This is a genomic window from Microbacterium hominis NBRC 15708, assembly GCF_001592125.1.
GTDB classification, from domain to species: domain Bacteria; phylum Actinomycetota; class Actinomycetes; order Actinomycetales; family Microbacteriaceae; genus Microbacterium; species Microbacterium hominis.
Window position 1 is genome coordinate 417,970 of record NZ_BCWI01000001.1, and the last position, 18,052, is coordinate 436,021.

Annotated in this window: 15 protein-coding genes and 3 tRNA genes; 11 read left to right on the forward strand and 7 right to left on the reverse strand. The window is 70.8% G+C overall.

Going from position 1 to position 18,052, the window contains the following annotated elements; all coding sequences use genetic code 11:
• The first annotated feature begins 96 nt into the window (after positions 1-96).
• Together MHO01S_RS02030 and MHO01S_RS02035 are read left to right on the forward strand one after the other, a co-directional pair.
• Positions 97-768, forward strand: coding sequence for an LPXTG cell wall anchor domain-containing protein (locus MHO01S_RS02030; protein ID WP_060958919.1), 672 nt, complete (start codon positions 97-99; stop codon positions 766-768).
• Positions 761-2,539, forward strand: a complete 1,779-nt coding sequence (locus MHO01S_RS02035) for a DUF4012 domain-containing protein (protein ID WP_061781768.1) — start codon at positions 761-763, stop codon at positions 2,537-2,539. Before MHO01S_RS02030 ends, MHO01S_RS02035 begins: the two co-directional genes overlap by 8 nt.
• Positions 2,540-2,543: 4 nt before the next feature.
• On the opposite strand, the gene MHO01S_RS02040 is transcribed toward MHO01S_RS02035, so the two are convergent.
• Together MHO01S_RS02040 and MHO01S_RS02045 are read right to left on the reverse strand one after the other, a co-directional pair.
• Positions 2,544-4,265, reverse strand: a complete 1,722-nt coding sequence (locus MHO01S_RS02040) for a bifunctional 3'-5' exonuclease/DNA polymerase (RefSeq protein WP_157553717.1) — start codon at positions 4,263-4,265, stop codon at positions 2,544-2,546.
• Positions 4,262-4,993, reverse strand: a complete 732-nt coding sequence (locus tag MHO01S_RS02045; RefSeq protein ID WP_061781770.1) for a zinc ribbon domain-containing protein — start codon at positions 4,991-4,993, stop codon at positions 4,262-4,264. Before MHO01S_RS02045 ends, MHO01S_RS02040 begins: the two co-directional genes overlap by 4 nt.
• A 119-nt stretch (positions 4,994-5,112) precedes the next feature.
• On the opposite strand from MHO01S_RS02045, the gene MHO01S_RS02050 reads away from it, so the two are divergent.
• The 8 genes from MHO01S_RS02050 to MHO01S_RS02085 all read left to right on the forward strand — a co-directional run bounded on the left by MHO01S_RS02050 (position 5,113) and on the right by MHO01S_RS02085 (position 14,499).
• Complete coding sequence (locus MHO01S_RS02050) at positions 5,113-6,615, forward strand: amino acid permease (RefSeq protein ID WP_060958922.1); 1,503 nt, start codon at positions 5,113-5,115, stop codon at positions 6,613-6,615.
• 32 nt (positions 6,616-6,647) lie between these two features.
• A tRNA-Val gene (locus tag MHO01S_RS02055) sits at positions 6,648-6,720 on the forward strand.
• Between the two features lie 133 nt (positions 6,721-6,853).
• Positions 6,854-9,583 carry a pyruvate dehydrogenase (acetyl-transferring), homodimeric type gene (aceE, locus tag MHO01S_RS02060; protein WP_060958923.1) on the forward strand — a complete coding sequence of 910 codons (2,730 nt, stop codon included), beginning with the start codon at positions 6,854-6,856 and terminating at the stop codon, positions 9,581-9,583.
• Between the two features lie 8 nt (positions 9,584-9,591).
• Positions 9,592-10,815: a PucR family transcriptional regulator gene (locus MHO01S_RS02065; RefSeq protein WP_060958924.1), complete on the forward strand. Its 1,224-nt coding sequence runs from the start codon at positions 9,592-9,594 to the stop codon at positions 10,813-10,815.
• 103 nt (positions 10,816-10,918) lie between these two features.
• Positions 10,919-11,839, forward strand: coding sequence for an ACP S-malonyltransferase (locus MHO01S_RS02070; RefSeq protein ID WP_060958925.1), 921 nt, complete (start codon positions 10,919-10,921; stop codon positions 11,837-11,839).
• Positions 11,836-12,852, forward strand: a complete 1,017-nt coding sequence (locus MHO01S_RS02075; RefSeq protein ID WP_060958926.1) for a beta-ketoacyl-ACP synthase III — start codon at positions 11,836-11,838, stop codon at positions 12,850-12,852. The genes MHO01S_RS02070 and MHO01S_RS02075 overlap by 4 nt, the downstream gene beginning before the upstream one ends.
• Positions 12,853-12,945: 93 nt before the next feature.
• Positions 12,946-13,194, forward strand: coding sequence for an acyl carrier protein (locus tag MHO01S_RS02080; protein ID WP_005049448.1), 249 nt, complete (start codon positions 12,946-12,948; stop codon positions 13,192-13,194).
• Between the two features lie 66 nt (positions 13,195-13,260).
• Complete coding sequence (locus tag MHO01S_RS02085; protein ID WP_060958927.1) at positions 13,261-14,499, forward strand: beta-ketoacyl-[acyl-carrier-protein] synthase family protein; 1,239 nt, start codon at positions 13,261-13,263, stop codon at positions 14,497-14,499.
• A gap of 153 nt (positions 14,500-14,652) precedes the next feature.
• Here the strand turns inward: MHO01S_RS02085 and MHO01S_RS02090 are convergent, their stop codons facing one another.
• The 3 genes from MHO01S_RS02090 to MHO01S_RS02100 all read right to left on the reverse strand — a co-directional run bounded on the left by MHO01S_RS02090 (position 14,653) and on the right by MHO01S_RS02100 (position 16,430).
• Entirely contained in the window at positions 14,653-15,165 is a 513-nt protein-coding gene (locus MHO01S_RS02090) for a DUF3145 domain-containing protein (RefSeq protein WP_060958928.1), read from the reverse strand.
• 118 nt (positions 15,166-15,283) lie between these two features.
• Positions 15,284-15,360, reverse strand: a tRNA-Ile gene (locus MHO01S_RS02095).
• A gap of 14 nt (positions 15,361-15,374) precedes the next feature.
• Entirely contained in the window at positions 15,375-16,430 is a 1,056-nt protein-coding gene (locus MHO01S_RS02100; protein ID WP_060958956.1) for a DMT family transporter, read from the reverse strand.
• Positions 16,431-16,484: 54 nt separating this feature from the next.
• On the opposite strand from MHO01S_RS02100, the gene def reads away from it, so the two are divergent.
• Complete coding sequence (def, locus tag MHO01S_RS02105) at positions 16,485-17,051, forward strand: peptide deformylase (RefSeq protein ID WP_082734092.1); 567 nt, start codon at positions 16,485-16,487, stop codon at positions 17,049-17,051.
• A gap of 62 nt (positions 17,052-17,113) precedes the next feature.
• Here the strand turns inward: def and MHO01S_RS02110 are convergent.
• Positions 17,114-17,186, reverse strand: a tRNA-Asn gene (locus MHO01S_RS02110).
• A gap of 73 nt (positions 17,187-17,259) precedes the next feature.
• On the reverse strand, positions 17,260-18,033 hold the full coding sequence (locus tag MHO01S_RS02115; RefSeq protein ID WP_061781771.1) for an ATP-binding cassette domain-containing protein: 774 nt from the start codon (positions 18,031-18,033) through the stop codon (positions 17,260-17,262).
• Positions 18,034-18,052: the final 19 nt, after the last annotated feature.

Genomic DNA, 18,052 nt, shown 5'->3' on the forward strand with positions numbered 1-18,052 from the left:
GATCCTACTGGTTCGCGTCGTTCCGACGTGGTACGGTGTCGCCACGAGGCCCGGCTGGGGGGGTTTGGGCTCGCATCGCCTGGGGGAGGCATCATCATGCGTAAGTACGCGCTGCCCGTTTTTCTTGCCGTCGTTCTGCTGTCGGGGGGTGCGTCGGCCGCGTCGGCTGCCGATACCGGCGACGACTACGGCCCCGACACGCCGTCATCGCCGTCGCTGAGCGGGACGACGGTCTCGCCGTCCTGCGACGCGAACGTGCCGTGGATCGACTACTCGGTGGTCCTGAACGATCCGGACGGCCAGGCCACGAGCCACACGGCGCGCCTGGTGCTGACCGACGGTGAGCAGAGCACCACCATCGCACTCGGAGAGATCGTCGACGGGACGCTGTCCGGACGGGTGCTCTGGCCCGGCGCATCGGTGGACGAGAACGGGCAGGGGAACGGATGGCCCGGGTGGGCCTTCGAGAACGGCCAGTGGGTCGCGTCGCCGGGCAACTTCGCCTGGACGAGGGGCGACATCTCGGCCACCGTCGAGGTGAACCCGTCACTGCGGGTCGCGCTCTCCTACCCGCCGTCGACGCCGGCGTGTCTGACGGACCCCGCCGGTGTGGCGACGTCGGGAGCCGTCGCGGCGGCGGGGATGTCGCTGCCGGCGACGGGCGGCGACGGCGCAGCCGTGCTCCCGCTCACGGGCCTCGCGCTCGCGCTCGTGGTCGGCGGCGGTGCCCTGCTGTACGTCCGGCGCGCGCGCCGCGCCCGTGACTGAGGTCGCGCCGCCCACCACCGCGACCGGATCGCGCCGCCGGAAGCGGCGGCGGGGCGCTCTGGTCGCCGTCGTGGTGGTCGGGCTGCTCCTCGCGGTGGCGGGATGGCTCGGCATCCGCGGGTGGATGGCGAAGAACGAGCTCGAGGAGGTCGTCGCGCTGCAACCGCGCCTGTCGGCGGCCCTCGCCGCGGGCGACCTGGCCGCGCTGACCCCCGTCGTCGATGCCGCACGGGAGCATGCGTCGCGCGCAGCCGCCCTGACGTCGGACCCGCTGTGGCGAGCCAGTGAAGCGATCCCTGTCGTGGGGGCGAACACCGCCGCCGTGCGGATGCTGGCGGACACCGTCCGCGATGTCGCCGCCGCGACCGGCGATGTCCTCGTCGCGGCGCAGCCCACCGGCGGTGCGGACGGAACGATCGACCTGTCGGGGGTCGCCGCGGTCTCGGCTCCGCTCGACGCTCTCGCGCAGCGCGTGGCCGCCGCCGACGGCGCCCTCACCGCGCTCCCCCGCGACCAGCTCGTCGGTCCGCTGCGGGATGCCGCAGACAGCGCCGGCGTCGCGGTCGCCGCCGGGGCGCCGCTGCTGCGGGACGCGGCCGCCGCGGCGAACGCGCTCCCGGGGATGCTGGGTGCCGACGGTGCGCGGACGATTCTGGTCATGATCCAGAACACCGCGGAGGTGCGCACCGGCGGCGGCATCACCGGCTCCTTCCTCGCGATACGGGCGGTCGGCGGTCGCCTGGAGGTGACCGACCACGTCGACTCCCGCGCCTTCCACTCGCTCGATCATCCGATCGCGGAGCTTCCTCCCGATCTCGTGGCGCTCTACGGTGAGGCTCCCGGGCGGTTCGTCATGAATGCGACGATGACCCCCGACTTCGCCCTCAGCGCACGGCTCGCGTCGGCGTGGTGGCAGTCGCTCGGCCATGCCGCGCCGGACACGGTGGTGGCGGTCGATCCCGCCGTGCTCGCGTCTCTCCTCACGATCACCGGGCCACTGACCCTCTCCGACGGCACCGTCGTCGACCGCGGCGACGTGGTCGAGGACATCCTTGTTCGGCCCTACCTGGAGAAGACGGCCGACGAGCAGACGGCGATGCAGAGTGATCTCACGGATCGGCTGTTCGCGGCGCTCTCGTCGCGTCCCCTCGATCCGCTCCGCTGGATGGACGCCCTCGCGAAGCCGGTCGCGCAGGGGCGCGTGTCGGTGTGGAGCGCCCGGGCGGATGAGGGGTCGGCGCTGGCGCAGGGCCCGCTCGGCGGAGCGCTCGCCCGCCTGCGCGCGGCGGGACCCGACGCCGTGGGCGTCTTCTTCAACGATGCCACGACGGGGAAGATGGACACCTATCTGCACACGCGCATCGCTCCGTCGGTGCAGACGTGCCGCGCCGACGGCGCCGCCGACGTGACGCTCGCCGTGACGCTGCGCAGCAGCGCGACCGTGGCGGCTCGCGACTTCTCCGTGTGGATGACGGGAGCGGCGAACCCGTCCGCCCCCGGCGACATCACGACGGATGTCACGGCGATGATCCCGGACGGATGGTTCCTGGGCGGCGTGGAGCTCGACGGCGAACGGGCTTCCTCCACCGACGTCGACGGCGACGCGTCCGCGGCGACCCTCGCGCGTGTGACACTCGCTCCCGGACAGGAGCGCACATTGACGTTCCACTTCGTCGCCCCACGCGGCGCCGGGCTGCAGCCCGTCGTCGTGCACACCCCGATGATGAACGATGTCGACGTGGAGGCAACCAGCGCGCCCGGGTGCCGGTGACCCCTCAGTCCTTCGCGGCGTCGACGGCGATCCGCAGATCCAGGGGGAAGTCGATCGGGAACGAGCCGAAGAGCAGCCGAGCGGCGTTCGCGGCCGCCTCCCGCACCGCCTCGGCGACGGCTTCCGCGTGCGGGGCGGGGGTGTGCACGATGATCTCGTCGTGAAGGAAGAAGGCGAGGTGCGCGCGTCGGCCGAACACGGGCCCCGATGCCGCCGCGCCGTCTGCGGCGTCCACCTCGGGCAGGGCCGCGAGGCGGCCGCGCAGGTCGGCGAGCCACGCCGCCGCCCATTCGGCGGCGGTGCCCTGCACGACGAAGTTGCGGGTGAAGCGCCCGCGATCGCGGGCGGAGCGGCGGGCGCGGACGCGGTCTGCCTCCGTCGCGTCGGGAAGCGCGGCGGAGGCCTGGATCTCGCGCCAGGAGGATGACGGAGGCGGGCTGGAGCGACCGAGCCAGGTCGAGACGACTCCTCCCCGCTCCCCCGTCGCTGCGGCGTCGTCGACCAGTCCCATCGCCCGCGGGTAGGCGCGCCGCAGCGCCGGGACCAGGCGGCCGCTGTCTCCCGTCGTCGCACCGTACATCGCGCCGAGGACCGCGATCTTGGCCTCCTGGCGGGTCTGGACCACCCCGCTCGCGACGATGCCCTCGTAGAGATCGCGCCCGCGCGCCGCCGACGCGAGCGATTCGTCGGACGCCATCGCCGCGAGCACCCGCGGCTCCAGCTGCGCGACATCGGCCACGACGAGGGTCCACCCCGGATCGGCCCGGACGGCGCGGCGCAGCTGGCGCGGGATCTGGAGTGCGCCGCCCCCGGATGATGCCCATCTGCCCGTCACGACCCCTCCGGGCACGTAGACGGGACGGAACCGGCCGTCGGCGGCCCACTCGTCGAGCCAGGCCCAGCCGTTCGCGCTCATCAGGCGCGTGAGCTTCTTGTAGGCGAGGAGGGGCCCGATGGCGGGATGGTCGTACTCGGCCAACTCCCACCGACTCGTGGATTCGGCGCGCACCCCGACGCGGTGAAGGCTGCGCAGGAGCTTCGGGTGCGAGTCCAGACTCGCCGCCGGGTCACCGAGCGCAACGCGCACGGCCGTCGCGAGGTCGCGCACGCGGGCGGGGAGCTCGCCGGGCGCGGGGCGGGCGCCGAGAACGTCCTCGAGGATCGCCTCGTGCGTCCGCCGATCCCAGGGCAGACCTGCCGTGTTCATCTCCGTCGCCAGGAGCGCGCCGGCGGACTCGGCGGCGATCAACAGCTGCAGACGAGCGGGGTCTGCGCCGTCGCGGAGCGCGCGCTGCTGGCGCCGGAACTCGGCGAGCGCCTCGTCGGGATCGTCGGGCACGCCCGCACGCGCGGTGCCGTCGAGATCGAAGAGCGCGGGTGCGGTGGGTGTCGCGGGCTCGTCCACCGCGACATCCCACACCGTCGCGGCACGCAGCGCGGCCGCATCCGTGACGAGAGCGCTGTCGCGCAGGATCGCGTGCGCGAGCCGCAGGTCATGGCACCGTGCGAGGACGGCGCCGGCGCGGAGCGCCCGCGGATACCAGCGTGTCGTGTCGGACCAGACCCACCGGGTGAGCGGGTCGTCGTCCCACCACGCGTCGAGCGCGCGGCGCTCGACGTGCTGGACGTCGAGGTCCGCACCGATCGTGGTGACGACCGCCTGCTCGCCCGACGTCGTGACCAGGCGCCAGCGCGGCGTGCTCCGTGCCGCGCTGGTGGCGTTCACAGCCCCGATTCGTCCGTGCGCACGAGGATGCCGCCGCACTCGGGGCACTGGACGACGTCGTCGTCGGCGGCCTGGCGGATCGTCTGCAGATCGGTGCCCGCGAGCACCATGTTGCACCCCTCGCACGTGCGGCGGCGGAGCAGTCCGGCGCCGACACCGCGAGCGGACAGGCGCTCGTACAGCGCGAGCAGATCCGCGGGCACACGGGCGGCGATGGCGGCGCGGTCGCGGGTGGCGGCCTCGCTGCGCGCGGTCGCGGCGGCGACGCTCTCCTTCGCGGCGGCGCTCAGTCGCCCGCCCTCCTCGTTCACGGCGGCGATGGCCGCCTCCTGCGCCGCGACGGCGGCTTCGGCGGCCTCGAGCCGCTCCATCAGCTCGAGCTCGGCATCCTCGAGGTCGCTCTTGCGCTTCGCGAGCGACGCCAGCTCGTGCTCGAGTCCCTGCGCCTCCTTGGCGTTGGCCGAGGCCGCGAGGCGTTCCCGGTCGCGGGCGACACGAGCCTCGACGAGCGCGACATCCGACTCCAGACGCGCCAGCTCGGCGTTCACGTCGTCGCGGGCCCCGAGCAGCGTCGTCAGTTCGGCGGACTGGGCCTGGCGCTGCGCGAGCAACTCCTGCACACGGCCGGCCTGCTCCGGGTTGCGGCGGGCATGCTCAGCGTGCTGGATCGCGGCGTCGAGCGTCGCGAGTTCGAGCAGGAGCTGCTGGTCGGCGGGTCGTGACTTCACCGTCCCAACCTACCGCTCCCGACGCAGGGGCGTTCCGGTCGGCGCGGACGTCGCACTAGCATGTTCACCCTGACCGCAGTGCTGCGCACCGTGCTCTGCGGATCCTCAGAGGAGGCGCCATGAGCGTGATGCGCACGAAGTCCATCGAGCGATCGATCGCCGACACGGAGGAACCGGAGTTCCGGCTGCGAAAGTCGCTCTCCGCGCTCGACCTGACCGTCTTCGGGGTCGGCGTGGTGATCGGCGCCGGCATCTTCACCCTGACCGGCCGCGCCGCCCACGAGGTCGCCGGACCCGCGGTGGTCGTCAGCTTCATCGTGGCGGCGGTCGCCTGCGCTCTCGCGGCGATGTGTTACGCCGAGTTCGCATCGACGGTTCCGGTGTCGGGCTCCGCGTACACGTTCTCGTACGCCTCGCTCGGCGAGCTGTTCGCCTGGATCATCGGATGGGACCTCATCCTCGAGATGTTCCTCGGCGCGAGCGTGGTCGCCCAGGGGTGGAGCGCGTACCTCGGCGTGCTCCTCGGCCAGCTCGGCATCCCCTTGCCGGAGGCCATCGGCTACGGCGGCGTGGTCGATGTCATGGCGATCCTCCTGGTCATCGTCCTCGGCATCCTCATGACGATCGGCATCCGCGAGTCCATGCGTGTCAACCTCGTGCTCGTGGGGGTGAAGCTCTTCATCGTCCTGTTCGTGATCGTCGCCGGGATCATGTTCATCAACCCCGCCAACTACACGCCGTTCGTCCCGGATGCCGCGCCGCGCGAGGCGGCGACGGGTCTCATGCAGCCGCTGCTGCAGTTCCTCTCCGGCTCGGCGCCGATGGCGTTCGGCGTGGGCGGCATCTTCGCGGGCGCGGCCCTCGTCTTCTTCGCCTACATCGGCTTCGACGTCGTCGCCACGACGGCCGAGGAGACGAAGAACCCGCAGCGCGACCTCCCGATCGGCATCATCGCGTCGCTCGTGATCTGCACTGTTCTCTACTGCGCCGTCGCGCTCGTCGTGACCGGCATGGTGCGCTACGACGAGCTCGACCCCGCCGCCGCCCTCGCGAACGCGTTCACGGATCACGGTCAGGCCTGGATGGCCACGGTCATCTCCGCCGGAGCGGTGGCCGGCCTCACCACCGTCGTGCTGACGCTGATGATCGGTGCGACGCGCATCATCTTCGCGATGTCGCGCGACGGTCTGCTCCCCCAGCGGCTCGCCAAGGTGCACCCCACCCGACGGACCCCCTGGGTGATCTCCATCGTGGTCACCGTGATCGTCGCCGTCGTCGCCGGACTGACCCCCATCGGTGTGCTCGAGGAGATGGTGAACATCGGCACGCTGTCGGCGTTCGTGCTGGTGTCGGTCGGTGTCGTCGTGCTGCGGCGCACCCGCCCCGACCTCAAGCGCGGCTTCCGGGTGCCCGGCAACCCGGTGCTTCCGCTCCTTTCGGCGCTCATCTGCGTCTACCTGATGCTGAACCTGACGGTGGAGACCTGGCTGCGGTTCCTCATCTGGCTCGTGATCGGGTTCGTGGTCTACTTCGCCTACTCCCGCGGTCATTCCCGACTGGGCAAGGACGACGGGATGTACCTCAATCCCGCCGAGCCGCGTGTCGTCGGGCGCGACGGCTGACCGCAGCCCCTCCTCATAGACTGAGGGGGTCAGGGCCTTTAGCTCAGCTGGTAGAGCGCCACGTTTACACCGTGGATGTCGTCGGTTCGATCCCGGCAGGGCCCACTCGCGTCCCGCGCGGTCCACCCCATCGCGATGTGACTAGGCTGATCCAGGACGCGTTGTCGACGCTGCACAAAGCCGCGCGCATCCCAAGCCCCATCCCTGGCACGATCTGCCAGACGACGAAAGGTGTCTCGTGACGGTCAACGATCAGGATCCGTACTCTCAGGGACCGCAGGACAGCGACCCCGAAGAGACGCACGAGTGGCAGGAATCGCTGCAGCAGCTCGTCGACAGCAAGGGGGCGGGGCGCGGTCGCGAGATCATGCTCAGCCTGCTGAACAAGTCGCACGAGCTGCAGCTGAACGTGCCCCAGGTCCCCACGACCGACTACATCAACACGATCGCGCCGGAGAACGAGCCCGCCTTCCCCGGTGACGAGGAGATGGAGCGTCGCTACCGCCGGTGGATCCGCTGGAACGCCGCGCTCACCGTGCACCGTGCTCAGCGCCCCGGTATCGGCGTCGGCGGACACATCTCGACCTACGCGTCGTCCGCGTCGCTGTACGAAGTCGGCTTCAACCACTTCTTCCGCGGCCTCGATGACCCCACGGGCGGCGACCAGATCTTCATCCAGGGCCACGCCTCCCCCGGCATCTACGCCCGCTCCTTCCTCGAGGGGCGTCTGTCGGCCGACCAGCTCGACGGTTTCCGTCAGGAGAAGTCGAAGGCACCGCTGGGCATCCCGTCGTACCCGCACCCGCGGCTCATGCCCGAGTACTGGCAGTTCCCGACCGTGTCGATGGGTCTCGGACCCATCAACGCGATCTACCAGGCGATGACCAACAAGTACCTCACCAACCGCGGGATCAAGGACCTCTCGGGCTCGCGCGTCTGGGCCTTCCTCGGCGACGGTGAGATGGACGAGGTCGAGAGCCGCGGACAGCTCCAGGTCGCAGCCAACGAGGGTCTGGACAACCTCACCTTCGTGGTGAACTGCAACCTCCAGCGCCTCGACGGACCGGTGCGCGGCAACGGCAAGATCATCCAGGAGCTCGAGGCGTTCTTCCGCGGCGCGGGCTGGAACGTCATCAAGGTCGTCTGGGGCCGCGGCTGGGACGACCTGCTCCAGGTCGACACCGACGGTGCTCTCGTGCGCCTCATGAACACGACGCCGGACGGCGACTTCCAGACCTATCGCGCGGAGGACGGCAAGTTCATCCGCGACCACTTCTTCGGCCGCGACGAGCGCACCGCCGCCATGGTGAAGGACTGGTCGGACGAGGACATCTGGGGCAAGCTGCGCCGCGGTGGCCTGGACTACCAGAAGCTCTACGCCGCCTACAAGGCCGCCACCGAGCACAAGGGCCAGCCCACGGTCATCCTCGCGAAGACCATCAAGGGATACGGTCTCGGTCACCACTTCGAGGGGCGCAACGCGACCCACCAGATGAAGAAGATGACGCTCGACGACCTCAAGCACTTCCGCGACTCGATGCGCATCCCGGTCTCCGACGCGCAGCTCGAGGAGAACCCATACGCCCCGCCGTACTTCCACCCGGGCATGGAGGACGAGACCATCCAGTACATGGTGGAGAAGCGTCGCGCCCTCGGCGGGTTCCTGCCGGAGCGCCGCACCCACCACGTGCCGATCAGCCTGCCCGACGACAGCGCGTACGCGCTGCCGAAGAAGGGCTCCGGCACGCAGGAAGTCGCCACGACGATGGCCTTCGTCCGCCTGCTGAAGGACCTGCTGCGCTCGAAGGACTTCGGCAACCGCATCGTCCCGATCATCCCGGACGAGGCGCGCACCTTCGGTCTCGACGCGTTCTTCCCGACCGCGAAGATCTACAACCCGAACGGTCAGAACTACACCTCGGTCGACCGTGAGCTCCTCCTCGCCTACAAGGAGAGCCCGCAGGGGCAGATCATGCACGTCGGCATCAACGAGGCGGGTGCGGTCGCCGCCTTCACCGGCACGGGCACCTCGTACGCCACGCACGGCGAGCCGCTGATCCCGGTCTACATCTTCTACTCGATGTTCGGCTTCCAGCGCACCGGCGACGCGCAGTGGGCGGCGGCGGACCAGATGGCCCGCGGCTTCATCATGGGCGCGACGGCCGGTCGCACCACGCTGACCGGTGAGGGCCTCCAGCACGCCGACGGCCACTCGCACCTGCTGGCCTCGACGAACCCCGCCACCGTGTCGTACGACCCGGCGTACGGGTACGAGATCGCCCACATCGTGCGCTCCGGCCTGGACCGCATGTATGGCGGCAACCACCCCGACCCCAACGTGATGTACTACATCACCCTCTACAACGAGCCGCTGGTGCAGCCGGCCGAGCCCGAGGGCGTCGACGTCGACGGCATCGTCCGCGGCATCCACCGCATCTCCGAGGGTTCCGGCGACGGTCACCGCGTGCAGCTGCTCGCGTCGGGCGTCGGCGTGCCGTGGGTGCTCGAGGCGCAGCAGCTGCTGCGCGACGACTGGGGTGTGGCCGCCGACGTCTGGTCGGTCACGAGCTGGACGGAGCTGCGCCGCGACGGTCTCGCCGCCGACGAGCACAACTTCCTCAACCCGCTCGCCGAGCCGCGCACCGCGTACCTGACCGAGAAGCTCCGCGACACCGCGGGTCCGGTGCTGGGCGTGAGCGACTACATGCACGCGGTCCAGGACCAGATCCGCGAGTGGGTGCCCCGTCGCTACGTGACGCTGGGTGCCGACGGCTTCGGCTTCTCCGACACGCGTGCCGCGGCGCGTCGCTTCTTCAAGATCGACGGACCGTCGATCGTGGTCCGCGCGCTGCAGGCGCTGGCCGACGAAGGACTCGTCGACCGCTCGCTGTCCGCCCAGGCGATCGAGAAGTACCGTCTGCACGACGTGACGGCCGGAACGACCGGGAACGCCGGCGGCGAGAGCTGACCGGTTCGATGCCCGCCCGCCCCACACCTCAGGAGAAGGCGGAGACACTCGCGTGGCTCCGCCGCATCTCCGGGGACCTGGCCACGGCGACCATCAAGCGACTCGAAGACTCGCTGCCGTGGTATGCCGACATGCCGCCGGCACGCCGGTCGGCCGTGGGCCTCGTGGCGCAGGCGGGCATCGCCTCGTTCATCCAGTGGTACGAGGATCCGGGCTCCACGCCCTGGATCGCCGCCGACATCTTCGCCGCAGCCCCCCGTGAACTGCTGCGCAGCGTCAGCCTGACGCAGACGCTGCAGCTCATCCGGGTGACCGTCGCCGTCACCGAGGAGCGCGTCGCGGGCCGGGCGGAGGACCTGCGCGAGAGCATCCTGCTGTTCTCCCGCGAGGTCGCGTTCGCGTCGGCCGACGTCTACGCGCGCGCCGCAGAGGCCCGCGGGCTCTGGGACGCGCGACTCGAAGCGCTCGTCGTCGACTCGATCCTCACGGGCGAGGCCGACGAGGAGCTGCCGAGCCGTATCGCCGCGCTCGGCTGGCACGGCCACGGAGAGGTCGCCGTGCTCGTGGGTACGACGCCCCCGCAGCTGGATGTCGATCATCTGCGGCGGCTCGCGCGCAAGCTCGGCGTCGACGTGCTCATCGGCGTGCAGGGGTCGCGCCTCGTGCTGGTGATCGGGCGTGCGGTACTGCCCGGACGCGAGCCGGTGAGCGACGAGCTGCCGTTCCCCGAGATCGCATTACGGCTGGAGCCCGGCTTCGGTCCCGGCCACCTCGTCCTCGGTCCCACGGTGCCCGCGCTGGTGGATGCCGGGCTGAGTGCGCGCGCGGCGCTGGCGGGGTTCGCCGTCGCCGGGGCGTGGCGTCACGCCCCGCGTCCGGTCGAGGCCGACGATCTGCTGCCCGAGCGTGCGCTGGCCGGCGACGCCATGGCGAAGGCGACCCTGGTCGAGCGCATCTACCGTCCGCTGCAGGCGCACTCCGCCGATCTCGTCACGACGCTCTGGAGCTACCTCGACAACGGGCGCTCCCTCGAGGCGACGGCGCGCGAGCTGTTCGTTCACCCGAACACCGTGCGGTACCGCCTCAAGCGCGTCTCGGACGTCATCGGCTGGGATGCGACCGGGCCGCGAGAGGCGCTCATCCTGCAGACGGCCCTCATCATCGGGTCGATCGGCACCGAGGCGACGCGCCGTCGGGGAAGCGCGGCGCGACGCCCCCCTCGCACCGACTGACATCCCACCGTCCCGGTGCTGTTATCGATCGGATACAAAGCAATCCGCGTTTGTTGTGACGTGTTCGCCAGCGCGGCGGCGCAGAAGTTGGAAGGATAGGCACGTGATCATCACCGTCTTCCCCGGGCAGGGCTCACAGACCCCCGGGTTCCTCGCTCCGTGGCTCGAGCTCGACGGGGTCCGCGAGCGCGTCGAGCGGTACGCGGAGGAGGCGGACGTCGACCTCCTCGCGGCCGGCACCGAATGGGACGCCGACCGCATCCGCGACACGAGCGTCGCGCAGCCGCTGATCGTCGCGGCGAGCCTGGTCTCGTACGCCGCTCTGCAGGATGCCGCGGCCACCGCGCCCGGCGGTGTCGCCGGCCACTCCGTGGGTGAGATCGCGGCTCTCGTCGCGGCGGGAGTGCTCACGGACGACGACGGGATGCGTCTCGTCGGTCTTCGGGGACGAGCGATGGCCGATGCGGCTGCGCGCGAGCACACCGGGATGAGCGCCGTCCTCGGCGGTGACCGCGACGCGGTCCTCGCCCTCCTCGATGAGCTGGGCCTCACCCCGGCCAACCACAACGGTGCCGGACAGATCGTGGCGGCCGGCGCGCTGGACGCGCTGGCGGAACTCGCGGCCCACCCGGTCGCGGGAAGCCGCGTCATCGCGCTGCAGGTGGCGGGCGCCTTCCACACCTCGTACATGGCCCCCGCGGTCGAGTCGTTGCGCGCCGCCGCCGCAGAGGTGACGGCATCCGACCCGACCGTCGCCCTTTGGACCAACCGAGACGGTGCGCGGGTCGTGGCAGGTCGTGAGGCTCTCGACCTGCTCGTCGCACAGGTCTCCTCCCCCGTCCGCTGGGACCTCTGCATGGACGCGTTCTCGGCTGCGGGCGTGACCGGCATCATCGAGCTCGCCCCGGCCGGCACCCTCACGGGTCTCGCGAAGCGAGCCCTGCGCGGCGTGCCGACCGTGGCCGTGAAGACACCCGACGACCTCGCGGCTGCGGCCGCCCTGCTGACAGGAGGCGACGCGTGACCGACGCGCCCACCCGACCCGCCCTCGTCCAGTCGACGGGGCCGGCCCACACGCGCATCTACGCCTACGGCGCGGCGCGCGGCGAGAACGCCGTTCCCAATGACGATCTCGTCGGTCCCATCGACTCCAGCGACGAGTGGATCCGTCAGCGCACCGGCATCGTCACGCGCGTGCGGGCGGATGCCGCCACCACCGCGATCGACCTGGCATCCGACGCAGCGGCCGAAGCGGTCGCCACCGCAGGGATCGACCCCGCGCTCATCGACGCCGTGATCGTCGCGACGATCTCCAACCCGAAGCAGACCCCCTCGGTGTCGGCGATCGTGGCCGACCGGATCGGCGCGAACCCCGCGGCGGCGTACGACCTCAACGCCGCCTGCGCCGGCTTCGCCTACGGCGTCGCGCAGGCCGACGCGCTCATCCGCGCGGGCTCGGCGCACTACGCGGTCGTGGTGGGCGCCGAGAAGCTGAGCGACATCGTCGACCCGACCGACCGGTCCATCTCGTTCCTCCTGGGCGATGGCGCCGGTGCGGCCGTCGTCGGACCGAGCGACTTCCCCGGCATCGGACCGACCGTCTGGGGCTCGGACGGCTCGAAGGCCGAGGCCGTGGGCATGAACCACACCCTCGTCGAGTTCCGCGACGGCCAGTCGCCGTGGCCGACGCTGCGCCAGGAGGGTCCGACGGTCTTCCGCTGGGCCGTCTGGGAGATGGTGAAGGTCGCCCGGCAGGCGCTCGAGGTCGCCGGAGTGCAGGCCTCCGATCTGGCGGCCTTCGTGCCGCACCAGGCCAACATGCGCATCATCGACGAGTTCGCCAAGCAGCTGAAGCTGCCCGAGACGGTCGTCATCGGCCGCGACATCGAGACCACCGGCAACACGTCGGCGGCATCCATCCCGCTCGCCACGCACCGCCTGCTCGTCGAGCACCCGGAGCTGTCGGGCGGACTCGCCCTGCAGATCGGTTTCGGCGCCGGGCTCGTGTTCGGCGCCCAGGTCGTCGTCCTGCCCTGACGGCCCGAGATCCGCGGGCGCGGCGGCCGCCGCACCTAGACTGAACGTCGGCCCCGCAGGGCCGGTGAAACCCCGATAAACAAGGAGAATCCCATGGCATTCAGCAACGACGAGGTCCTCGCAGGGCTCGCCGAACTCATCACGGACGAGACCGGCATCTCGGCGGACGAGGTCGCGCTGGAGAAGTCGTTCACCGACGACCTCGACATCGACTCGATCTCGATGATGACGATCGTCGTCAACGCCGAGGAGAAGTTCGGTGTCACCATCCCCGACGAAGAGGTCAAGAACCTCAAGACCGTCGGCGACGCCGTCACCTTCATCACCACCAACCAGGCCTGACCTCAGGCCTCGCCACCTGCACCCCGGTGGGGGCCTGAGCGCCCCCACCGGAGCAACGAGGAGACCATGAGCATTCCCCGAATCGTCGTCACCGGCATCGGCGCCTCCAGCCCCATCGGTGGGACCGCGCCGGAGAGCTGGTCCGCGCTGCTGGGTGGCGCCTCCGGCGCGCGCACGCTCGAGTACGACTGGGTCGAGCAGTACAACCTTCCCGTCACGTTCGCCGCGCAGGCCGCCGTCCGCCCCGACACGGTGCTGGAACGGCCGATCGCCAAGCGTCTCGACCCGTCCTCGCAGTTCGCGCTCGTCGCGGCCATGGAGGCGTGGGCGGATGCCGGAAGCCCGGAGGTCGACCCGGAACGCCTGGGAGTCGACTTCGCGACCGGGATCGGCGGCCTCTGGACCCTGCTCGACGCGTGGGACACGCTGCGCGAGAAGGGCCCGCGTCGCGTGCTGCCGATGACGGTGCCGATGCTCATGCCGAACGCGGCGGCCGGCAACCTGTCGCTGCACTTCGGTGCGCGTGCCTACGCACGCACGGTCGCGAGCGCCTGCGCATCGAGCACCGAGTCGATCGTGAACGCGATCGAGCACCTGCGTGACGGTCTCGCGGATGTCGTGATCGCCGGTGGCACCGAGTCGGTCATCCACCCGGTCACCATCGCGTCGTTCTCGTCGATGCAGGCGCTGTCCAAGCGCAACGACTCCCCCGAGACCGCGTCGCGCCCCGGCAGCATCGATCGCGACGGATTCGTCATGGGCGAGGGCGCGGGCGTCCTGATCCTCGAGACGGAGGAGCACGCCAAGGCGCGCGGAGCGAAGATCTACGCCGCGGTCGTCGGAGGCGGCGTCACGGCCGATTCGTACCACATCACCGCCAACGACCCCGAGGGCACCGGCGCCGCGCGCGCCGTGAACCTCGCGCTCGCGATGGCGGACGCGTCGCCCGACGACGTGACCCACATCAACGCCCACGCCACCTCCACCCCGGTCGGCGATCCGAACGAGTACGTGGCGCTCAAGAGCGTCTTCGGCGACCGGATCGATGAGATCCCCGTGTCGGCGACCAAGGCGTCCACGGGACATCTGCTGGGCGGGACGGGAGCGCTCGAGGCGATCTTCACGATCCTCGCGCTGCGCGACCGTGTCGCACCGCCGACGATCAACCTGACGGAGCAGGACCCCGCGGTCCCCTTCCGTCTGTCGGGCGCGCCGACCCCGCTCGGCGACGGACAGCAGCTCGCGATCAGCAACTCGTTCGGCTTCGGCGGACACAACGCGGTCGCCGCGTTCGCCTCGGTCTGATCCGGCCTCGAGCCGGACGCGAAGACGCCCCCGCATCCTTTCGGATGACGGGGGCGTCTTCGTGTCAGACGAGGATGCGCTGTCTCGGTCTCCGGGAAGCCGTCCGAAGCCGGTACCGGCGCCTCGACTCGTCTGGGCTCAGGGGGTCGGCGCTCAGCCGACCTTGTGGAGCCAGACGACGGGGGCGTCGTCGCTGGCGTGACGGAACGGCTCGAGCTCTTCGTCCCAGGACGAGCCGAGGGCGACCTGGAGCTCGCGCTGCAGGTCGTACGGGTCGCCGGCCGCGATCTCGAGTGCGTAGCGGATGCGGTCCTCGCCGATGACGACGTTGCCCGCGGTGTCGGTCTGGGCGAAGTGGATGCCGAGATCCGGCGTGTGCATCCAGCGACCGCCGTCCGAGCGCGGCGTCGGGTCCTCGCTGACCTCGAAGCGCAGGTGCTCCCAGCCGCGGATCGCGGTGGCGAGAGCGGCGCCGGTGCCGGCGGGGCCTTCCCAGTAGAACTCGGCACGACGGCTGCCGGAGAGCACTGGCTGTTCCGCCCACTCGAAATTGACCGCCCGTCCGAGGGTGCGACCGACAGCCCACTCGAGGTGGGGGCACAGCGCTCGTGGCGCGGAGTGGATGTAGATCACTCCGCGCGCCTGTGGGGTCGACGTGGTCGCCATCGCGATTCTCCGTTTCTTCAGGTACGTCTTCCCCTACGACCTGAGTCCGGATGCATGGCGGCTATGTGGTTGTGCGCCCATTATTGCCGATATCGACGTGGAATCACAACCGTGTCATTGGTAGGGCGGGTGGGACTTGAACCCACGATCGTCGGGTTATGAGCCCGCTGCCTTGACCAGCTTGGCCACCGCCCCCTGTCCCGGGAATTCTAGCGGGGTCGCGGGTCGTCCTTGTCGCGCACCGGCGGCTCCGGCCACACCTTGGCGACGGCGTCCGTGAGGCGCTGGGCGCTCGGCGAGACGCCCTCTCCGCTGCCGCGGGTGATCGGGATCTCCTGGCTGTCGCTGACGATCTGCGGATGGTGTCGTGCGAGTTGGAACACGCCCGTGACGGCGAGGGCGCCGGCCGCGACGAAGCCCACGTACGCGCCCCAGGGGGCGCCCTCGGCCTCGCGGAGCACCGCGAGACCGATCACGATCGCGACGATCGGGTCGATGACGGTGAGGCCCGCGATGACCAGGTCCGGGGGCCCGGACGCGTAGGCGGTCTGCACGAAGTAGGCGCCGATCGCCGTGCCGGCCAGCAGTGCCACGATGCAGACGATCGTCAGCCACTCGAAGTCACCCGAGCGGATGCGGCTGAGCACCACCTTGGCGAGCGTCGCCACGAAGCCGTACATGATGCCGGCGGCGACGATGTAGAACAGCGCTCCCATGCGTGCGCGCAGCCAGACCCACAGGGCGGTGAGCACGATCGCGACGCCCGCCAGGATGAGGAGCACCGTGATGAGCTGCCCGTCGCTGATCGGGGTCTCGGTCGCGTAGAGAGCGGCCACGGTGACGAAGACGAAGATGCCGGCGACGCACAGCCCGATCGCGGAGAGCGAGCGACGCGTGGGGCGCAGGCCGCTGATGCGGGCGTTCAGGAGGGTGGTGATCACCAGTGAGACCGCGCCCACGGGCTGGACGAGGATCAGCGGCGCGAACGTCAGCGCCGACAGCTGGCAGACGATCGCGAGGCCCAGCATCACGGTGCCGGCGACCCACGAGGGGCGCCGCAGGAGGTTCCACATCTGTCCGCCCGTGAGGCCGGACGAGCCGTGCGTGGCCGTGAGGCGTTCGACCTTCTGCACGCCGCGGTGCTGATACTGCGCACCGAACGACATGAAGACGGCACCGAGGAGGGCCAGCGGGATGCCGATGAGGATGCCGGGGTCGGCGAAGACGCCGACGAGCTTGTCAGTCACGTCTCCGAGGTCGGTCATGGCGGCATACACCCCTCGACACTAACCGCCGGGTGCGCTCGATAGGCTCAGGACGTGGCTGTTCTTCCGATTCGCATCATGGGCGATCCCGTCCTCCACTCCCCCGCCGATCCCGTCACGGAGGTGACGGAGGAGATCCGAACCCTCGTCGCCGACATGTTCGAGACGATGGATGCCGCCCCCGGCGTCGGGTTGGCGGCCCCGCAGGTCGGGGTGGGCCTGCGCATCTACACCTACAGCTACCAGGACGACGACGGCAATCCCTGGCGCGGAGTGATCATCAACCCGCAGCTGTGGATGCGTCCTCCGGTGCCCGGCGCGCCGGATCCGGACGACGAGTCCGAGGGATGCCTGTCGTTCCCGGGCGAGCGGTTCCCGCTGCGGCGCTCCGACGAGGTGCTCGTGACCGGCGTCGACCTCGACGGCGCTCCCGTGCGCATCGAGGTGGACGGGTGGCGTGCGCGCATCATGCAGCACGAGTTCGATCACCTCGACGGCATCCTCTACATCGACCGTCTCGACGACGGCGACTGGAAGACGGTGCAGAAGATCGCGCGCAAGCGCGGGTGGGGACGTCCCGGCGCGTCCTGGACCCCCGGCGTCGACGACCTCGACGCCTGATCGCCGTTCACCCCTCCCGCGGGAAACGAAAACGGCCCCAGAGTGGAGTCTGGGGCCGTTCGCTCCCCGGCTTGGACTCGAACCAAGAACCTGCCGGTTAACAGCCGGCTGCTCTGCCAATTGAGCTACCGAGGATCAGTCACCCGCGAGCGGGCAACCCGTCCATATTAGCAAAGGTCGGGGCGTGGTCGTGACAACCGACACGCGATCACGACACGAGTCGCACGCCGCCGTCCGGCGTCCACAGCAGGTCGGCCGTGCCGTGGCCGTAGGCCACCGGACGTCCCCCGCGGAGCACGAGCACATCGGCGTCGATCTCGCGCACGGCTTCCGCGTCGTTGGTCACCATCAGGATCGCCATCCCGCCCTCGTCGCGGCGGCGCAGGAGCGCGTCGCGAACCGCCTGCCGCACCTCGAGGTCGAGGTTGGCGTAGGGGTCATCGCCGATGAACACCCGCGGCTGCAGCACGAGGGCCCGCGCGATCGCGACACGCTGGCGCATGCCCGAGCTGAGCTCATACGGATACCGGGCCGCGGCGCCCAGCGGAAGCTCGAACTCGTCGAGCAGACTGGCCACCCGCACCGCGAGCGCCCGCTGGTTGACGCGTCGGTCGCGACTCGTGATGGGCTCGCCGATGACCTCCCCGACCGTGAGCCGCGCCGGCAGGTCGGCGCCGGCGCGCTGCGGCACGTAGCCCGTGTAGTAGGCGCGCACACGGGCCGCGCGCCCCTTCTTGCGGATCGGGGTGCCGTCGACCCAGGCGTCGCCGCCGACGACCGTGAGCGAGCCGTCATCGGTTCCGGCCAGGAGTGCGGCCAGGCTCGACTTCCCGGCGCCCGTGGCGCCCATGACGGCCAGGGCTCGGCCGGCGTCGAGGCGCACGCTGACGCCGTCGACGACGCGCACGCCGCCGCGGGCCACGGACAGGTCGTCACACCGGACCGCGGCGGTGACGGCGTCGAGGGAGGATCGACGAGGCATGGGGTTCATCCTGCCCTCT

Bases quoted from the DNA above. Each gene is read 5' to 3' on its own strand.
- MHO01S_RS02050 (WP_060958922.1), top strand. From the start codon at position 5,113: ATGAGCGTGATGCGCACGAAGTCCATCGAGCGATCGATCGCCGACACG.
- MHO01S_RS02065 (WP_060958924.1), top strand. From the start codon at position 9,592: ATGCCCGCCCGCCCCACACCTCAGGAGAAGGCGGAGACACTCGCGTGG.
- MHO01S_RS02115 (WP_061781771.1), bottom strand. From the start codon at position 18,033: ATGCCTCGTCGATCCTCCCTCGACGCCGTCACCGCCGCGGTCCGGTGT.
- MHO01S_RS02085 (WP_060958927.1), top strand. From the start codon at position 13,261: ATGAGCATTCCCCGAATCGTCGTCACCGGCATCGGCGCCTCCAGCCCC.
- MHO01S_RS02100 (WP_060958956.1), bottom strand. From the start codon at position 16,430: ATGACCGACCTCGGAGACGTGACTGACAAGCTCGTCGGCGTCTTCGCC.
- MHO01S_RS02080 (WP_005049448.1), top strand. From the start codon at position 12,946: ATGGCATTCAGCAACGACGAGGTCCTCGCAGGGCTCGCCGAACTCATC.
- MHO01S_RS02030 (WP_060958919.1), top strand. From the start codon at position 97: ATGCGTAAGTACGCGCTGCCCGTTTTTCTTGCCGTCGTTCTGCTGTCG.
- MHO01S_RS02090 (WP_060958928.1), bottom strand. From the start codon at position 15,165: ATGGCGACCACGTCGACCCCACAGGCGCGCGGAGTGATCTACATCCAC.